At 58.9% G+C, this 17,062-nt stretch carries 16 protein-coding genes; 13 read left to right on the top strand and 3 right to left on the bottom strand.

Annotated features, from left to right (window positions below):
- Positions 1 to 112: 112 nt before the first annotated feature.
- The 7 genes from pilP to pilM are packed head-to-tail and all read left to right on the top strand — an operon-like array spanning position 113 to position 6,535.
- Positions 113 to 451, top strand: coding sequence for a type IV pilus biogenesis protein PilP (gene pilP, locus ELS24_RS28310; protein WP_223283304.1), 339 nt, complete (start codon positions 113 to 115; stop codon positions 449 to 451).
- Between the two features lie 6 nt (positions 452 to 457).
- Positions 458 to 2,161 (top strand): GspE/PulE family protein, encoded by a 1,704-nt coding sequence (locus ELS24_RS28315; RefSeq protein WP_006225791.1) that lies wholly within the window; start codon positions 458 to 460, stop codon positions 2,159 to 2,161.
- On the top strand, positions 2,148 to 3,197 hold the full coding sequence (locus ELS24_RS28320) for a type II secretion system F family protein (protein ID WP_006225790.1): 1,050 nt from the start codon (positions 2,148 to 2,150) through the stop codon (positions 3,195 to 3,197). The genes ELS24_RS28315 and ELS24_RS28320 overlap by 14 nt, the downstream gene beginning before the upstream one ends.
- Positions 3,198 to 3,248: 51 nt before the next feature.
- On the top strand, positions 3,249 to 3,812 hold the full coding sequence (locus tag ELS24_RS28325; RefSeq protein ID WP_006225789.1) for a type 4 pilus major pilin: 564 nt from the start codon (positions 3,249 to 3,251) through the stop codon (positions 3,810 to 3,812).
- Entirely contained in the window at positions 3,812 to 4,807 is a 996-nt protein-coding gene (locus ELS24_RS28330) for an ATPase, T2SS/T4P/T4SS family (protein ID WP_006225788.1), read from the top strand. Before ELS24_RS28325 ends, ELS24_RS28330 begins: the two co-directional genes overlap by 1 nt.
- Positions 4,804 to 6,042: a shufflon system plasmid conjugative transfer pilus tip adhesin PilV gene (gene pilV, locus ELS24_RS28335; protein ID WP_006226463.1), complete on the top strand. Its 1,239-nt coding sequence runs from the start codon at positions 4,804 to 4,806 to the stop codon at positions 6,040 to 6,042. The genes ELS24_RS28330 and pilV overlap by 4 nt, the downstream gene beginning before the upstream one ends.
- A 40-nt stretch (positions 6,043 to 6,082) precedes the next feature.
- Entirely contained in the window at positions 6,083 to 6,535 is a 453-nt protein-coding gene (pilM, locus tag ELS24_RS28340) for a type IV pilus biogenesis protein PilM (protein ID WP_006226464.1), read from the top strand.
- A gap of 478 nt (positions 6,536 to 7,013) precedes the next feature.
- Here pilM and ELS24_RS28345 read toward each other — a convergent pair whose 3' ends face one another.
- Positions 7,014 to 7,475 (bottom strand): DUF3577 domain-containing protein, encoded by a 462-nt coding sequence (locus ELS24_RS28345; protein WP_006226465.1) that lies wholly within the window; start codon positions 7,473 to 7,475, stop codon positions 7,014 to 7,016.
- A gap of 525 nt (positions 7,476 to 8,000) precedes the next feature.
- Positions 8,001 to 8,618: a hypothetical protein gene (locus ELS24_RS28350; protein ID WP_124260339.1), complete on the bottom strand. Its 618-nt coding sequence runs from the start codon at positions 8,616 to 8,618 to the stop codon at positions 8,001 to 8,003.
- A 298-nt stretch (positions 8,619 to 8,916) separates the two neighbouring features.
- Here ELS24_RS28350 and ELS24_RS28355 point away from each other — a divergent pair, with 298 nt between their 5' ends.
- The 6 genes from ELS24_RS28355 (at position 8,917) to ELS24_RS28390 (ending at position 15,959) form a co-directional block, all read left to right on the top strand.
- Positions 8,917 to 9,525: a glycine zipper 2TM domain-containing protein gene (locus ELS24_RS28355; RefSeq protein WP_006226466.1), complete on the top strand. Its 609-nt coding sequence runs from the start codon at positions 8,917 to 8,919 to the stop codon at positions 9,523 to 9,525.
- 91 nt (positions 9,526 to 9,616) lie between these two features.
- Positions 9,617 to 9,973, top strand: coding sequence for a hypothetical protein (locus ELS24_RS28360; protein ID WP_006226467.1), 357 nt, complete (start codon positions 9,617 to 9,619; stop codon positions 9,971 to 9,973).
- 483 nt (positions 9,974 to 10,456) lie between these two features.
- The gene (locus ELS24_RS28370; RefSeq protein ID WP_006226469.1) at positions 10,457 to 11,083 is read left to right on the top strand and encodes a DUF3275 family protein; all 627 of its coding nucleotides are present in this window, start codon (positions 10,457 to 10,459) and stop codon (positions 11,081 to 11,083) included.
- 72 nt (positions 11,084 to 11,155) lie between these two features.
- Entirely contained in the window at positions 11,156 to 12,259 is a 1,104-nt protein-coding gene (locus ELS24_RS28375) for a DUF6094 domain-containing protein (protein WP_006226470.1), read from the top strand.
- A gap of 242 nt (positions 12,260 to 12,501) precedes the next feature.
- On the top strand, positions 12,502 to 12,945 hold the full coding sequence (locus ELS24_RS28380; protein WP_006226471.1) for a hypothetical protein: 444 nt from the start codon (positions 12,502 to 12,504) through the stop codon (positions 12,943 to 12,945).
- A 737-nt stretch (positions 12,946 to 13,682) separates the two neighbouring features.
- Entirely contained in the window at positions 13,683 to 15,959 is a 2,277-nt protein-coding gene (locus tag ELS24_RS28390; RefSeq protein WP_006227458.1) for an SNF2-related protein, read from the top strand.
- A 69-nt stretch (positions 15,960 to 16,028) separates the two neighbouring features.
- Here the strand turns inward: ELS24_RS28390 and ELS24_RS28395 are convergent, their stop codons facing one another.
- Positions 16,029 to 16,973 carry a glycosyltransferase family 9 protein gene (locus ELS24_RS28395; RefSeq protein ID WP_006227457.1) on the bottom strand — a complete coding sequence of 315 codons (945 nt, stop codon included), beginning with the start codon at positions 16,971 to 16,973 and terminating at the stop codon, positions 16,029 to 16,031.
- Between the last annotated feature and the right edge of the window lie 89 nt (positions 16,974 to 17,062).

Here is a 17,062-nt window from a genome sequence, read left to right on the forward strand (position 1 = left end):
CGCGGTCGGGCAAGTCGCGCGCTCGCCCGACTCTGGCCCCGCAACCGCGAGCACCCTCGCAGACCTCGCCGAAATCCAGCTACGCAGGCTCACTTATGAAGCGCTGACCGGAATGAATGAAGCAAAACTGGCCTACGAAAAGACGTCTCGCGTCGAAGATCGCAGTGCGACCGGCGTTCCTACGGTTCGGTCTGTACAAGGGATTGGAGGGAAGCTATCCGCCATTTTGGTGTACGCGGGCGGCGCGCAGGCCACAGCTCGCGCAGGCGAGGACATCCCCGGAGGCTATCGCGTGAAATCAATTTCCGTAGACAGGGTGGTCCTTACGCGGAACGGTCAAGACCTACGCCTGGGCTTCTCGGCGGAAGCCCCCCAAAGCGTTACCGAGGGCTCTGTTCGCCTGACGTCTCCCTTCCCCGGGGCCGCGGTTCCATTCCAGCCTGGAAGGTAAACATAAATGGACACCACCATCCATGCCCCCAACTCGCCCGAAGGCCAGAACGAGACACTCGCCCCGCCCATGGCGCCTGCACGCCGAGTTCAGAATCTCAGCGCTGTCGGCGGGGACTGGCAGGCGCCTGAGTACGTAATCGACCGCGTCGTGCTGGCCGACGACGGCGTCCTGTACGTGGACGAAGAGCACAGCGACGATATGCGTGTGATGTCATACATATCGCGCCTTCGCCTCAACCGAGTAAGTTTCGAACTGCGGACGGTCAGTCACACCGAGATCAAACGCCTACAGCAGTCCGCGAAGGACGGCGCTGCGCTCTCCATGGCCGAAGGCCTCGGAAACACCAAGACCGCCCAGCAAGAACAGATCAATCGAATGATCTCCGAGGCAGCGAGCCTGGGCGCGAGCGACATTCACTTTCTTCCCGACGTCGATAAGACGTATGTGAAATACCGAATCAACGGCATTCCGGAGAGTCGATTCACCCTGGAGCGCGCCGTGGCGGAGGACCTAATCTCCACGCTCTACACGTCGATGTGCGAGAAGCCCGACAACTACGAGCCGTCCCGAAAGCAGAACGCTCGACTCATGGAGCGCTACGCCCGCCAGTCGGGATTGTTTGTTTGCCGGATTGCGACTGGCCCAGCGGCACGCGGTCGAAAGCTCGTCATCCGTCTCTATCCCGATACCGGAGACTCGCCGAAGTCCATGGCGGAGCTCGGCTACCTGCCCGAACAATGTGCCCAAATTCGATCATTCGGCCGCAAGACGTCCGGAATCGTATTGGTGACAGGGACCACTGGCTCGGGCAAGTCCACCACACTGAACCACTACCTGAAGCAAGCGTTGCTGCAAGCAGAAGGGGAGCTCATCGTCGCGACGGCCGAAGACCCCGTCGAGCAGCCCATTCGGGTGGTCACCGTCCGCAATGGCGCCGAGGCCGTCTACGTGGCAGTTCAGGAACCGATTATCCCGGCAGGCACCAGCGAAGAAGACGTTGAAGCAGCGTGGGTCGATGCCATCGATCACATGCTGAGGTCAGATCCGGACTCGATTCTGATCGGCGAGATTCGTGGGAAGGCCTCGGTGAGAGCTGCTATCCGCGCAGCGCTAACCGGCCACCCTACCCTTGCAACGCTGCACGTCAAGGATGCTATGAGCGCTTTTGACAGGCTCGAAGATTCCGGCGTGCCACGCAATTTGCTCACCGATCCAACCCTGTTCATCGGCATCATCAACCAGGCCCTAGTTCCGGTCCTATGTCGGCATTGCAGCAAGCCGTTCGCCAAAGCGGAGGGCGAACTTGAGCCGGGGCTTCGCGACCGGGTTAGGCGAGTCTGCGACGTATCGGGTGTTCGGATTCGAGGCGAGGGCTGCTCGCATTGCCGCCGCGGCCTGGTCGGACGTACCGTCTGCGCCGAAGTGGTGTCCCCGACCCCCTCACTGATGTCGGTCTACCGTAAGAACGGGACGTTCGCTGCGCAGAAATATTGGGTGCAGGAGATGGGTGGCGTAACCCAGTGCGGGCATCTGATCCGATTGATCGAAGCAGGCCGCGTGGATCCGGATCTCGGCGAGCTTATGGTTCGGCCGCTAGACAGCGACGACTGGCTCGCTGAAGGCATAGGGCCGCGCAAGGCCAGGCGCACGCGCCGCGCCCAGCGGACACTCTTCAACCGCCGGAGCTCTCGTCATGGCAAAGCTTAGCTCGCGTCGCCGCATAGTGATCTACCGAACCCTCTACGCCATGGCGCGATCGAAGGTTCCGGTCTTCGACGCCCTTGTCGACATTCAGAAGGCGCATAGCCGCAATGGTCGTCGCCCGAAGGCGACTATCGCGGTCTTCGCACACGAGGTGCTAGTGCGCCTTTCCAGCGGGATGAGCGGCGATCGGTTTTCCGAGGCACTCGAAGGTTGGCTTCCGGGCACCGAGATCTCTATGCTCGCTTCAGCCCAGAAAGCGGGGGACATCGCCACCGGGTGCGAAGACGCCATAAAGCACATCAAGCGCCAGGCACGTGTCCGCGCCGCAATTATTAGCGCTGTCGCGTACCCGGCAGTGATTCTAACTATGGCCGCCGTGCTACTGGCTTTTGTCTCCTTCAAGGTGGTCCCAGTTTTCGCCAGAGGCTCGGATCCAACAACTTGGACGGGGTACACCGCCTTTGTCTACTGGATGAGCGAAACCATCCGGCATTTCGGCATTTTCATCCTGGCCGGCCTTGTCGCGGTTGGCTTTGCGATCCGTTGGTCGCTGCCCAACTGGACCGGATCAATGAGGCTGGCGTTCGAACGCATTCCCCCATGGTCCACGTACAAGACCATGCAGGGCGCGGTTTTTTTTTCCAATCTCGCAATCCTGCTTAATGCCGGTGCGGATTTGCTGCAAACCATGGTGCATATCCATAAGCACGCGAGCCCCTGGCTGCAACAGCGCCTGCAAGACACTATGTATGGCCTCAGTATGGGCAAAAACCTTGGCGTCGCGCTAGACCTGGCAGGTCACAAGTTCCCGGACGAAGAATCGATCGCGTACATCACCACAATCGCCTCGCGCGAGGGATTCGCCTATGCGCTGTCTGAGTTTGCTGCCAACTCGGCAGAGAACGCCGCGCTGCGGCTTGAGGCGTCGGGCAAGGTCATCTTCTTCCTGGGCTTGATTGGCGTAACCGCACTCGCCGCCGTGATTTTCTTCGGACTATTCGGACTTCAGACCGCCGCGATGGGCGATCGAGTTTTCTAACTGCGCGCCGAAGGCGCGTTGCACAACTACTCCCGTTTATTGGAGCATCACATGACCCTTAACATCGACCCTTCCTGCACCGCTGCACCAGCCGATCGCGAGTCGCTATCCGACGGCGCTTCGCAGAAGGTCACTGGCTATGCGCTTCCTCACGCCGGCACGCCGGTAGCTCGCCAAGCAGGAGCCTCCGTCGCCGATTTCCTGGCGTGGATGCTGCTTGCCGTTATCGTGGCCAGCGCCATCTTTGGAGGCTACTACGTCCTCAATAAGGACACCGAGAACAACACGGAAGCTCAGAACATCGCCCAGCTCGTCAAGGGGGCCAAGCTCCTCCGGGACATGAATGGGTACGCCAATGTCACAACTGCGGCGCTACAAGCCGCCGGCGCGATTCCGAGCAACATGGTCGGCGCGACGACGGGCACGCTGTATCACAGTTGGGATGGCGAGGTGACTGTCGTTGGATCGGCCACCCAGTTCGTGATTACCTACCGGGCTGTCCCCAGCAGCAATTGCATCCCTCTGCGCGCCAACCTCTCCCGGACGGCTCAGTTCGTCAGCATGACCAATTGCCCAACCACCGGCAATGTTGACCTTGTAATGACTGCACGCTGATGGACAACACACCCGTTACCTTGGAGGAGGCAACCAGCCTCCTCGACCTGAGATTCGTCGATATGATCATCGGGCCCGACTACGCCGAGCTTCGTGAACTGGAGGGAAGTCAATCGCTCTCAGACAAGGTCCCGGGCCACCTGCAGGCGGACGTCAATCTGCTGCGTCAGCAATGCAGGCAGGCACTGCGGACACTGACGAAGTCGGAGTTCACCGCCACCCTAGGCGAGGAGAAGTTCAGGGTGACGCAGCTCTTCGACGTGGACTCGCAGGACATATTCATCCTGGCCCGCGCGGATGTGAAGACACGACCGCTGAGATCGCTCGGTATGGCGGACCGGCTATTCAACCATTTGATACAGCCGAAGCTGAGTGGCCTAGTCGTCGTGTCGGGAGGAATGCGCCACGGAAAGACGTCCACCGCTGATGCGATCTTCATCGACCGGCTTGAACGGCATGGTGGGCTTGGCATCGCGTTGGCTGATCCGCCTGAAACATCGTTGAATGGCATGCACGGGAGGGGCCGCGCGATTCAAATCGAGGTGGCACGCGAGCATGGCGGTTACCAAGAGCAGCTTATGCGAGGGCTGCGTTCTCGCGCGAACATCTTCTATCTTGGGGAGACCCGCGACCCGTCCTCCGCAATCGAGGTCGTCCGTGTAAGCGGCAACGGATGGCCCGTCCTCACCACACTGCACGCAGACAGTCCGGAGCTCACTTTCACCAAACTGCAATCGCTATGCGCTGGCTCGGGCGCATCGGTTGAGTCGTTCAACGCCATGCTGGCTGACAACATCAGCGCGGTGATTCACCAACAGCTTGAAACAGTCAAAACAGGCACTGGGATTGCCAAGCGCCTGCAAATCAACTGGCTGGTGTTGGATGGCAAAGAGGACACTGCCATCCGGGCCAAGATCCGCAAAGGCGACTTCGCCGGACTGAACACAGAAATTGCAGCGCAGAAAGCCGCTGCCATCTTCGGGAACAGATTATGAACCGACGCTACCAATTGACCGCTTCAAGGCGAAAGCAGGCGGGCTTCACAATGGTCGAGGGCATGCTGGTGCTCCTTCTCTTCGCGATAGGCCTGGGAGCATGGCTCTGGAACCAGACCGACTACATGGCCACGCTCACAAGCCGCCAAGCGGCATTTCATCAAAAACAGGTGGGCAACGCCGCTGCGGCATACGTCAAAAACAACTATGCATCTCTTCTGGCTGCTACCGCCGGCGGTCCTGTCACGATCTCACTGGACACGATCCGCAACGCTGGGAACCTGCCCGCCGCCCTGCCCGCGCTCAATCCTTACGGCCAGGCCTATACGCTCGCAGTACGCCGCGTAACGCAGGGTGGCCAGAACATTCTCGAAGCACTCCTGGTGACAGGTGGCGGCGACATTCCGGAACAAGACCTGCGTCGTACCGCTGCATTGCTGGAGGGAGGCGGGTTCGTTCTCGCGCGCCAGCCCGCCATAGCTCAAGGCTCAATGGGAAGCTGGCAGGTGCCGGTTTCCGGCTTCGGACTGGCATTGCCCGGCGGCAACTTGGCCACCGCGCTGTTCTTCAACAGCGCCGGCCAGGTTACGGACTATCTCTATCGAAATTCGGTCGCTGGGAGGCCAGAGGTCAACCGGATGAACACGAGTATCGACATGAATGGCAATGACCTCAATAACACACGCACCGTTCGCACTCAGACCGTGGAGGCCTCCGGCAATATCAATACTAAGAGCGCACTGGTAATACAGAACGCTGACGGATCTACCCGTAGCGGCTGGTATACAGCAGGCAACGATGGCTGGCTTCGCGTTCTAAATGACAATCATGTGGTCACTGCAGGCGAAGTCCGCGGCGGGGCACTACGTTCGATGGGCCAAACCTATTCTCACGGACGCCTCAACGCCTACGAATACGTGTACGTCGGCGGGGTCGCCAACGAAGGCTGGGCATGCGAAGCAAACGGCCTGGTGGCCAGGACGGGAATCGGTGAACCCCTATCCTGCCAGGCCGGAGTGTGGCGAAAGTCTGGCGGAGGACAATTTCGCTGCGAGTACTACTTCGCGGGACGTGCCGATAATTACCTCCCTACGGACAACTCTTGGTGCCCGGCCGGCATGATCGTAACCAGCGTAACCAGCGCAGGCAGGAACCAGAATTTCTACAACGTCATGGGAAAGAGCCTGTACGCGGGCAACGTCGGGCACGGCTACACGTGCTGCGGGATCTCTTGACCACCTCCGGCGGCGACCCCGTCCCAAAGGACGCACAGCTATGAGCATACTGATGATTCCGCTGCTGGCGCTGTTCATCCTAATTGCATCTCTGGCCTCCACGTCGGAGCAGACTACGTTGGATATGCAGCAGCAGCACGAGGCGGTCGTGTCCGGAGGCAGTCTGCGCATCTACGCGAATTCAGTAGCCAGGTTTGCAAAATCTAACCCAACGTTTTCTGGATCAGCCCCGTCCACGGCGCTCGACCTTCCGACCTGGTTCAGCCCACAGTTCGGCACGGGCAATGTCGTTGTGGGTGGCACCGCCTACATCTACTTTCTTCCAGGCGGACGCGCGGTAGATCTATACCGGATGTTCCCGGACGACGAGGATGGCCTGCCGATTCTCTTTGGCGTCGCCAGGAGCGGTATTCTGAGCTCGCCTTCTGGCGGGGCGGCAGTCCTTTCGTTGCCGCCCGGTGTGCCCGACGGGGCGATTGTGTACGTCCTTTAACCGCAAGGCCAACAAAAACCCCCGTCCGGCGGTGCCGGGCGGGGGTTGGAGCGCTTCATGCGCTAAGGTTGCGAGCGTTACGGGCCGCTGCTGGCCTGGGATAGCGGATAGGGTTGGCGCCCGAGTAAGCTTGACTATAGGCTTGCCACAGACGACGAAGTCGCCTCTGGCAAGCCTACTCGGGCCAAGTGTGCCCTGCCCTGGACAGAGCCGGGATCGGAAGAGAGAGCCGCGGCCGGTTCAGGGCCGCGACGGGTAGCTCAATTTCGATCGAGGAACGCCAATTCACCGAATCGACTGAGGGTGGAGGACACTGCTTTTTTCATCTGGCCTGTTCAGCAGCCTAACCAGATATTCGGGATGCGCCTTTTTGAGTGCGGCGCGCACTGAACAACCTGCGAAGTCTTCTTCAATATGCACCACCGGCGCACATTGAAGAAAACTCCACGTGTGTGGAGTTTCCGGGGTTGGCTAGGACTCAGTTGTCATCCGTGCCAGTTCGAACGCCATCGGCCGAAGCCTCGGGTTCAACGTACTGATAAACCATCACGCCATCAACTTTCGCCATGTGGATCTTCAGTAAGCGGCCCTTGAGGACCACCCCTGTTTGACCGGCACGGGTGCCGCTCGTGATCTTGTAGGTGTCGATGTACGGATCGCCGATGGTCACGGACGCCAGGACCTTGCGGCTGGAGTCGTTCGCGGCTTCTTGAAGCTTTTCGCTCATGACCTTGATGGCGTCTTTGCCGACGACCTTTACGTCGCAATTGAGCCAGGTGAGTGAATCCGCACTGCCTTCCTGCGCCTCACCGTGAAAGATGCTGATGCTGCACGCAAGGAACGGAGCACCTTTCTTGGGCTTAACTTCGCGAACACGACGAACATAGCCGAGGCCACGAAGATGAGCATCGAAGTACTTGGGGGTGTTTGCTTGAGCCATGACGGATCTCCTAAAGAAAAGGGGAACCGCCGCCCCATTCGGGGAGGAAAGTTCCCCGATGGGCTGAAAAGACACTCCTGGTCGCTAGGACCTGCGGTCACCGAATGGTGGAGCCAAACCGCAGTGCTACAAAAGATTCCGACATAAGCTGTCGGACGGCTTTCTAGCCGACATCTTACGTTTCGGCGATGAAGAAATCAATGGAATTTCCTGCAGCACCACACCAATTTTCGAGAGAGAGGAAAGTCCCTCACTCCGGACTCGGAGCCTTAAAGGAAAGTATGGTCGCGGGAGCTCGGCGCGGCAGCAAGTCTCGGCACGGGTCGACCGACGTCAGTTCCGCCGCCGGCACCGTTTCGACAGCGCGCACTTCGCACCCTTCGCTGTCCAGCGTCACTGTTTCGACTTCTCGGCTATCCCCACATTCAGCGAGGATTGACACGTCACCAAGACGTTCGTGTCTTGCCTGAGTTCCAGCACGGCACTTGCTTGCCCAGGGAGAAATAATGTTCATTGCGAGTTCCTTCATCGAGGTTGTTCACCTGTGGGCGGCAGTGGCCCCAGCCGGAGATCGTTATAGCCGACAGGCCGCGCTGGCACTGGCCCGCCTTGTTGTAGGACCGGAGCTGCAGCGCCGTTTTGAACCTCCGAAGCACTCCAGTCGAGGTTGGATTCAACTTCGTCGCCGTCGCCCTCGTCGCCAGAGGCGGTTGGTGGGCTTTGGACGGGTATGTGGTCGGAGTCGGACCCTGCCGCTGCGAGAACAGACGATCGAACGACATCAACGCGGCCTGCAGGCAGCAGCACGGAGAAGCGGTCCGGCCTGCCAGGTACAAAAACGTAGTTGCCTCGCACCTCGGCATCTCCCCGAGCCCCTCCTGGCAGTTCAATTGGCACCGACCGCAGCTTCGACGGCAACGGCTGGTCCAGGACCAGAATGATTTTTCCATGGTCACCAAATGCGCGTACCGCAACGTGGCCGCCGTCCGAACTGACCGTGTAGTCGAAGTCCAATCCCTCCGGCGCGACATGCAGGGCACCGGAGGTTGTCGCGCAACCAGACAGTGCGATCACCGCGACCAGGCCGAGCCCCGCAAACACCGATCGTGTCACGTACTTCGGGATTGAAAATACGGAGTTCAAGTTTATTCCTAAGCCACGGCAAAACAGGACGCTGCCACCGCAGCACCGCAACCATCATAGAGCGGCGGCAAGCTCCAAAAAAGCTCGGTAGCCCTCTTGCCAAACCGTTGAGATTGTGTGTAGGATTCCGCCCAGTATGCCCGTCAGAGCTCATCTGGCATCTTTTGCAGTGCTGCGGTTTGGCTCCACCATTCGGTGACCGCAGGTCCTAGCGACCAGGAGTGTCTTTTCAGCCCATCGGGGAACTTTCCTCCCCGAATGGGGCGGCGGTTCCCCTTTTTCATTCAGGAGAACCGACATGAGTTCAACGTTCAGCGTTGCAAGCCTTTCTATCGCCTTTGGCATCTGCGTCGGCGCCATTGTCTGGGGGGCTATTTCCCTGGCACCGCGGGCCTACGTGGCCGTGCGCGCATGCGCCCACGGCTTCACGCATAGCCGAGGCAACACCCGACGTGCGGCTATTGTCACCTCGATCGCGGTGACCGGCCTTCTCGCCGGATGTGCAAATCAGAGCGCCTCAGGCGGCGTGTACAGCTACCAGCAAGCTCAGCAGGTGCAGCAGGTCCAATCGGGGACGGTCATTTCGGCACGACCAATCACCATTCAGGCCGGCTACAACTCCGGGGCAGGCATGGCAGCAGGTTCCGCACTAGGCGGATTGGCGGGCAGCGCCATCGGAAACCACAAGGGGTCCTATGTCGCGGCAGCCATAGGCGCGCTCATCGGCGGTATCGCCGGCAATTCTGTCGAACGCAAGGTGTCCGAAGCCGCTGGCATCGAAGTCGTTGTACGACTCGATAGTGGTCAAACCCAAGCAATCGCGCAGGAGGCTGACATCCCGCTCAAGCCTGGCCAACGGGTCCAAGTCCTGAGCGGTGCCGGCGCAGTTCGCGTCATCCCGATTTAAACCCAAGCAGTGGCGCCCATTGGACGCCCTGCTCCTTCCCCTACCGGGCCCACGCCCGAACGGGCGAGTGGGCTCTTCTTCGGAGCTTGCGATGAGCAATCATTTCTTCAAAACCCTGCACAACGGCCATGCCATCACGGTCAATCTAGGCTGGGACCGCCCCATGGGCCATTTCTTCCTGGTCATACCGAAGCCGGTCGAGCTTCTTGACACTGATCCGGATGCAGACGACGACGGCGAATTCGGCGGCGACTTCCTTTATTCAAATCTTTACGAGCGAAATCCCTTTGGGTTGGACCTCGATTACTTCCGCGGAGTCTTGCATCGACTCGGCATTACCCTTCCCGAGAGCATGTACGTCGAGGTGCTTGCGGATCGTCGCAATAACGTGGGCAACCGCCTCGTCACACACCAGGCGGATGGCACGTTCTCCGAACATCCGATCTAAGACTGCTGTTCTCATTGACCCATCGGGGCCTCCCGATTGGGGGGCCTCCCTCTTAAAGGCCCAACTATGCCTCACCACTCAAACCGAGAAAGAATGACAAACGTTGAGTGCGTCACGGACTTAATGGAGTTCTCCTCCTATGGCCCGCTCGCTCAAATGTTTGTCGTAGACGCGCTCCTCAAGCACGCGACGAGCGTCGCGAAGTTCAGCGACGAAGATCTCCAAAACTGGCCTGAGAATCATCTCATCCACCCCCATTCATGGAGAGGTGTTGCGCAAGAAATCAAAACGAAACTTGAGCAGCACCTCAACCCCGACGCATCTTCGGAAGTGACGTAAAAATTCTGGAAACTGCCACAGGAACCGCGAATTCGTAGGGCCTGACGCAATCCAGTCCATCCCTCGCGCGGGTTTGCATTCCCGCGCAGCCCCTCTCATTCATCTTGGCCCCTAAGGGGCCGCTTTTTTTTCTGGAGCAACACCATGATCAAGATCCCCGGCACGCTGGAGGTCAAGACGATTCGAGGCGGCAACGGCGACTTCAATGTCGGTGAGCTGCAAACCGCAATCGGTGAATTCAAAATCAAGGACAAGATCTTGGAGCAGTTTCAGTCGGGCTCCTACCCCGGCGAGTTTCTAATCTCGAAGATCTATCCGCACTCATACACGTGGTACGGGAAGATCACAATTGAGATTCGCGCCATGCTCGCGGACGTGATGCTAGACAGCGACGACCCTGGCGACTCGGAGATTGCCACTCAGGCGACCGAGCCCGATCCAGCGGATGAAGAACGCAGTTCCCCATCGATCGCTACGCAGAGCGAGGCCGCAACTCCAAAGGTCTTGTCGGCGGAAGAGGCCCCTCCTCCTCCCGCAGCGAGCGCTCCACTTGCGACCGCCGAGCAGCCCACGGCGTCAAGCGTGCCCTTCGAGGACAGCGAGCTCTTGGAAGTCTTCGGCGCTGAGCTTACGGAGCTGATCAAAGCCCGGCAGCCAGTAAAGCTAGATCCGTCGGTCGACCGCGCGCTGTTCCGGTCGCAGCGCGATTGGCTCGGGAAGCGACTCAACTACAGCTTCCGTGCTGCATCTCAAACCTGGCACGTCAAATAACACCAATCCCTCGATGCGCAGGTCCGGCTTCAGCCGGCCCGCGCTTCAAACCTCCACTACAGGCAGAACCCCATGGCACTTATCTTTCCTAGGCTCGCGCAGAACTTCATTCGCAACGGCTATTTTCCAACCGACGAGGAGACACTGAAGCGAGTTTGCTCCGCCCTTGAGCTGCTCGATCCTGATGCGGGGGCAAGGCTCTATGACCCCTGCTGCGGAGAAGGAAGCGCCCTTAACTGGGTGGCTTCCGCTCTGGACGCGTTTCATGCCTCAAAGTCCACAGTGACGTATGGCGTCGAATTTGACCGGAGCCGCGCCTGGCACGCAAAGGAGCTCCTCTCGTCAGCACTTCACGCTGATGTCCACGATGTGTTTGTATCAGCGCGGTCTATGAGCCTCCTGTTCTTAAATCCCCCTTATGGAGCCGTGGTGGCCGACAAGGGGCACACTGGCGACCGGCACTATGACCGCTTGGAAAAGGTCTTCTACCAGGCCGCGGTGCCATCGCTCGCTTTCGGCGGCGTGCTGGTCTTGATCGTCCCACACTATGTGATGGACAAGCAATTTGCGACCATGATCTCCCGGAACTTTGAAGGGGTGCGGGCCCACTTGGCGCCTGAGCAGGAGTTTCGGCAGCTTGTCGTCTTCGGTGTAAAGAGGCGTTCCGACTCACCTGACCCCAATGTTGTGAAAAGGTTGGTCGAAATTGGGCAAGGAGCACTTCCGTCCGAGCTACCCGCTGAATGGACCACTGCACCCTATCTTGTGCCGCACGTTGCCGGTCAGCTCGCATTTCTGTCCACGAAAATCGACGCCGAACAGTTACGTGACGAGCTTCAACGCATAGCACCTTCGACTTTATGGCCGCAGCTCGGACGCTTCTTTTCGACCGGTGAAGTCACTCATCGACGCCCGCTCTGCAACCTCTCTGACTGGCATCTTGCGCTTGCGCTCGCGGCCGGACAGATAAGTGGCGTAGTGGAGGGCGACGACGGGACCAAGCTGCTTATCCGGGGAGACACGATCAAGGTCAAAGTCCAGGAAGTTCAGCTTGAAGAAGCCAGCAATGGCGATGTTCGCACCACGATCGTGATGCGCGACAAGTTCGTACCGACCATCGTCGGAATCGACTTCACGCCAGGAGCGCGCTTGGGCCGTCTGGTCAACATCCGGTGACTCAAGCCTTATTGAAACAGCCCCTCGCGTTCGCGAGGGCGCTGCCCTAAGCGTATCTCCATGCACTTAGGCCAGCGTTCCACGAAGCCCAGCGTTACTGGGCCGCCGCCGGCGTAACCGGCATCCTTTTGGTTCGGCTCCATGGGCTTTTGCCCAGGCCAAGGTCCTCCAGACCTGGAGTGTTTTCTTAACCCTTGCGGGCAACCTCCCGCAGGGTGCCCGCTGTCGCTTGGATATGACCAATGACAACGCCCTCAAATTTCATCGTAACTTTCGAAGTCGCGTATCGGCATCTCATAAAGGTCGGCGTAGAAGCGCCGAACGATCTAGCCGCATTGCAGCAAGCCGAAGCGGCTTTCGGGAATGCCACACTATGGGCAGAAGATTCCCCGCAAAAACTCCTTCATGATGACTTCCATGAGGATGGGGAATGCGTGAACCGATACGTTACCTATTTGGGAAGCGCCCCGCTTCCGTCTCCGGGCGCAAGCGTTCAGGAATTTGAGCTCCATTCGAGGGCCCGAAGCCTTCTTCAGTTCTGCCGCATGGTTTCTGATGCCGCACCTTCATTAACCGAGCAAGTCGTCGATCTCGACCGCCTGCTTGAGGTAAGGCTGTCTGCACGCTCGATTCAGCAGATTCGCGAGCTGTTGCCGTACTTGGCTTCTATCGAGCTCGCATCCTAACTGTGACCCGTTGCGATTGATCTAAATTCTGGAGCGCATCTATGATGTTCCGCATTCGCGAACTGCAAGATCTATTTGTAGACGCCTGCGTGAGGTTTCCTAACGGAGACCTTGCTTTTCTGTCGTTCTATGGCCGTGATGGGTCCGCGCAGCAGCTCTTCGCATCGCTGCAACTTGGCGTTCAAGAGGGAGGCCTGCGTCAATTGACACTGATGACGACCTCATCAGCCGTTGAAACCGTAGTCTCTGTCGGAGATGTGAAGCGGCTCGAAAAGCATTCGGGCAGACTGCCTAAGCAAACTCTCTTCGGCGGGCTCCTGCACTGCTGGATCTATGACCCCGCATTGTTGAAGCCGTCCCGAGCTACGCGTAGTGGCTGGGTGCTACGCGACGTTGGTGGCGACGAGCCACCGGGCGCTGCTGCAGACCTGGTATGGGACCTGATCAAGCAGGTCTCTGACGTCCCACTTTTGGATCACTGGCGGGACTTCCTTTTAGGAGAACTAAGCACAGACCTACTGGCCGACTTGAATGATGAGGCCTGCCGGCCTGTCGGGAGGATTAGTCCCACTTTCGTACGTCTTCCCACGGACTTTTCGAGGCGAATTTCTTCTTACGTCCGCAATGGACATCTGACACTTCACCCTAGCGCTTAACAGCGTCTTCTCTTCCCTTCCGGGACACCATCCCGGAAGGGGAGTTGGTGTCTCTCAATCCCCTTTTCTTGGAGCACCATTATGAACGCGATCGTTGACGACGAAGTTGTCGCATTGGAAGAAGCCCAGCTTGATGAAACCGATCACATCCCCCTTCCGGAGTTCATCAGCAAATTTGGCGCTGGCCTGTTGCAGGCCGTCCGAGCGCAGAACCCCCCTATATTTGACGAAGCCCACCGCCCCGACTGGGACGGGATCATAGACTCTCTCTCTCGCACACCGTTCCCGGCTCAACGGCGCGTCGTGCACGCCTTGACCACGCTGCTGACGCAGCATGCGCCAGCCGGCGTCATCAACGCTGAAATGGGCACGGGAAAGACTCTTATGGGCATTCTCGTGGCCACGCTCCTCCATCACGCCGGTTTCCCGAGAACTTTAGTACTTGCACCGCCTCATTTGGTCTACAAATGGCGGCGGGAGATTCGTGCAACGGTACCGAACGCACAAGTCTGGATCCTCAACGGTCCAGACACGCTTCGGAAGCTGCTTCAGCTCAGGACCATGCGAGGTCGACCTGCTGCACCGCAGTTCTTCATCTTGGGCCGCGTTCGGATGCGGATGGGGTTCGATTGGCGCCCTGCCTTCGCAACACGGCCGGTCCTCTTCGACTCGGAACTCGGTCGCGTTTGCAGAAGTGCCGCTTGCTGCCCCCGATGCGGTCAGTTCGTGTGCGACGAGGATGGTGTACCGCTCACACCGACGCTGGCTACGGCGGCCTTGAACGAGCGGCGCACCGCGTGCAATTGCGGCGAGCGCCTTTGGACGCTCGTTCCGAAGCGTGCGACGCCCATGAGCTACCGGGACATGGTCAAAAATGCACTCGTTCAAATGCCCACGGTAGGCCCCCGCACTGCGGACGGCTTGCTTTCTCGCTTCGGCGAGGAAATGCTCGGCGACATGCTGCAGGACAACGTCTACGAGTTCATCAACTTGATGGACGATGAAGGCGACTTAGTCTTTTCAGATCGCCAGGCCAAGCGCATGGAACGGGCACTCGCCTATACCGAAGTGTCTTTCGGACAAGGCGGATTCCAACCGACTGAGTTCATCAAACGGTATCTTCCGCAAGGCTACTTTGGCTTGCTCATTGCAGACGAGGGTCACGAGTACAAGAACGAAGGTTCGGCTCAAGGCCAGGCGATGGGCGTGCTCGCGCGCAAGTGCTCAAAGGCGTTGGCATTGACCGGAACGCTGATGGGAGGCTACGCGGACGACCTATACCATCTCCTCTATCGCCTCCACCCGCGGATGATGATAGAGGACGGGTATAACTTCAACTCAAAGGGGTCGATGGCATCTGCGACGATGGCATTCATGCGTGAACACGGCGTCCTCATCGACATCCACAAGGAATCGAACTCGGGATCTCATCGAACGGCAAAGGGGGATAAGAGGACCATCTCCACCGTCAAAGGTCCGGGCTTTGGTCCGAAGGGGATCATGCGGTATGTGGTCCCATACACGGCGTTCTTGAAGCTGTCTCAGCTCGGTCAGGACGTGCTGCCGCCCTATCGCGAGAGCATGGTGGAAGTCGCTATGTCGCCCGACATGGAGGCGGCGTATCACTATCTGGAGCGCACGCTGGTTGACGAGTTGCGGCGGGCACTGCGTGCTGGTGACAAGTCGCTCATGGGAGTTGTTCTGAATGCACTTCTCGCTTGGCCAGAATGCTGCTTTCGGGCTGAGACGGTTCGGCATCCTCATACCAAGTCGCTGCTTGCTAGCCTTCCAGCGCTGTACGGCAACCAGGATGCGTCGCCTAAAGAGAACGCATTGCTGGAGCGCGTGCGACGGGAGACTGCAAAAGGCCGTCGTACGCTCGTTTACACGACGTACACGGGCACACGCGACACATCGGCCAGGCTAAAGGCACTCTTTGACCAGGCCGGCGTGCGCAGTGCCGTGCTTCGTTCCAGTGTGGCCGCGGAAAAGCGGGAGGACTGGGTAATGGAGCAAGTCGACCGAGGGATCGATGCGTTGATCTGCAACCCGGAGTTGGTCAAGACAGGCCTGGATATGTTGGAGTTTCCGACCATCTTGTTCATGCAGACCGGCTACAACGTCTACACACTGCAGCAGGCCGCAAGGCGTAGTTGGCGGATCGGGCAGACGCGAGACGTGGACGTGGATTTTCTTGGCTATCAGGGCACCGCCCAGATGCGCTGCCTGCAGCTCATGGCTCAGAAGATTGCAGTCTCTCAATCCACATCTGGCGATATGCCCGACTCAGGGCTCGATATCCTGAATCAGGGGGGTGACAGCATTGAAGTCGCCCTTGCGAAGCAGTTGGTTAACTGACTTCGGTGCTTTCTCTCAGGACAGGCTACCCCACACCCGGGGTGGCCTTTTTTTTTGCAAGATGTAGCGCTACGCGCGCCGCCGCTCGCCAAGGACGTCCAGACACGCCCTTAGAACTCGCGCCGGCTCGATAGAGTTGATTTCGTCCGTTCCGTTGTCCGGAACCACATCCCGCGTGTACCTTCGCGCCCAGAACCATTCTGGATTCGGCTCATTGAAGATTCCGACATATGGAACGCACAGGCCTTGGGCGATATGCGACGGACCACAATCATTCGATACGACCAGGCGGGCATTGCGCATGAGCGCGGCGAGCTCTGCTGGCGGCCGACAGAACTCAATCTTGAAGTCGCTTCGGCCTAGGTATGCAATGTGCTCCCGCATTCTTCCTTCGTCGGGACCCAGAACGAAGGTGAACCCTGCAGATCCGGCGAAATGGTTTTGAAGAAGATCCGAGAGCGCCACGTAGTGGTCCAACGCCCATCGCTTGAAATCTCCGGCGCCACCGCCCGGTATGAAAACGATATCGGCCGGTGTGACCTTCCCGACGTGCGGCTTGGAGATCTCCAGAAATGCCTGACGCGCAGTTCGCTCAGGCTCATGCCCCTGATGCGTCGCGAGCAGGCGCAGATTTGCAAGCCCAATGTACTCATTGATGTCTTTTCGATGACTGTGGGTCCATACGCGATCGCCCAGCCGGCCATTCTCGAATCCCATGCGCAGCGCTGGCCGCCGAATAAGGTTAATCAGCGAGTAGCGCTCGCTAGAATGGTGAAGACTTAAGGAAGCGTGAGCTCGGCGTGGCAGCGCGCGCACTTGCGCCGCGAACGCATCCGCTTGGACGAATTCGTCCACCCACGGCAGGCTCGTGTAAAAGTGGCCAACTGCGTACCGGGACACTACACGGACGCGCTTTTCACGCCAAAATTTCTTCAGAAGGCTTAGCGCTGGAAAAGCTACGATTTGATCGCCGAACCTCGGCTGGCTCCTGACAAAAACCACAACATCAGACATAAACCGGACACCTAAACAAGTAGGCGGGGATTTATGGTCGTTTTCGGCACGACGCCGGCAATTTATCACGAGGCTGCACCGTGGCCTAT

Origin of the sequence: Achromobacter spanius (assembly GCF_003994415.1) — a bacterium.
Taxonomy (GTDB): domain Bacteria; phylum Pseudomonadota; class Gammaproteobacteria; order Burkholderiales; family Burkholderiaceae_B; genus Achromobacter; species Achromobacter spanius_C.

Bases quoted from the DNA above. Each gene is read 5' to 3' on its own strand.
- pilP (WP_223283304.1), top strand. From the start codon at position 113: ATGAATGAAGCAAAACTGGCCTACGAAAAGACGTCTCGCGTCGAAGAT.
- ELS24_RS28315 (WP_006225791.1), top strand. From the start codon at position 458: ATGGACACCACCATCCATGCCCCCAACTCGCCCGAAGGCCAGAACGAG.
- ELS24_RS28320 (WP_006225790.1), top strand. From the start codon at position 2,148: ATGGCAAAGCTTAGCTCGCGTCGCCGCATAGTGATCTACCGAACCCTC.
- ELS24_RS28325 (WP_006225789.1), top strand. From the start codon at position 3,249: ATGACCCTTAACATCGACCCTTCCTGCACCGCTGCACCAGCCGATCGC.
- ELS24_RS28330 (WP_006225788.1), top strand. From the start codon at position 3,812: ATGGACAACACACCCGTTACCTTGGAGGAGGCAACCAGCCTCCTCGAC.
- pilV (WP_006226463.1), top strand. From the start codon at position 4,804: ATGAACCGACGCTACCAATTGACCGCTTCAAGGCGAAAGCAGGCGGGC.
- pilM (WP_006226464.1), top strand. From the start codon at position 6,083: ATGAGCATACTGATGATTCCGCTGCTGGCGCTGTTCATCCTAATTGCA.
- ELS24_RS28345 (WP_006226465.1), bottom strand. From the start codon at position 7,475: ATGGCTCAAGCAAACACCCCCAAGTACTTCGATGCTCATCTTCGTGGC.
- ELS24_RS28355 (WP_006226466.1), top strand. From the start codon at position 8,917: ATGAGTTCAACGTTCAGCGTTGCAAGCCTTTCTATCGCCTTTGGCATC.
- ELS24_RS28360 (WP_006226467.1), top strand. From the start codon at position 9,617: ATGAGCAATCATTTCTTCAAAACCCTGCACAACGGCCATGCCATCACG.
- ELS24_RS28370 (WP_006226469.1), top strand. From the start codon at position 10,457: ATGATCAAGATCCCCGGCACGCTGGAGGTCAAGACGATTCGAGGCGGC.
- ELS24_RS28375 (WP_006226470.1), top strand. From the start codon at position 11,156: ATGGCACTTATCTTTCCTAGGCTCGCGCAGAACTTCATTCGCAACGGC.
- ELS24_RS28380 (WP_006226471.1), top strand. From the start codon at position 12,502: ATGACAACGCCCTCAAATTTCATCGTAACTTTCGAAGTCGCGTATCGG.
- ELS24_RS28390 (WP_006227458.1), top strand. From the start codon at position 13,683: ATGAACGCGATCGTTGACGACGAAGTTGTCGCATTGGAAGAAGCCCAG.
- ELS24_RS28395 (WP_006227457.1), bottom strand. From the start codon at position 16,973: ATGTCTGATGTTGTGGTTTTTGTCAGGAGCCAGCCGAGGTTCGGCGAT.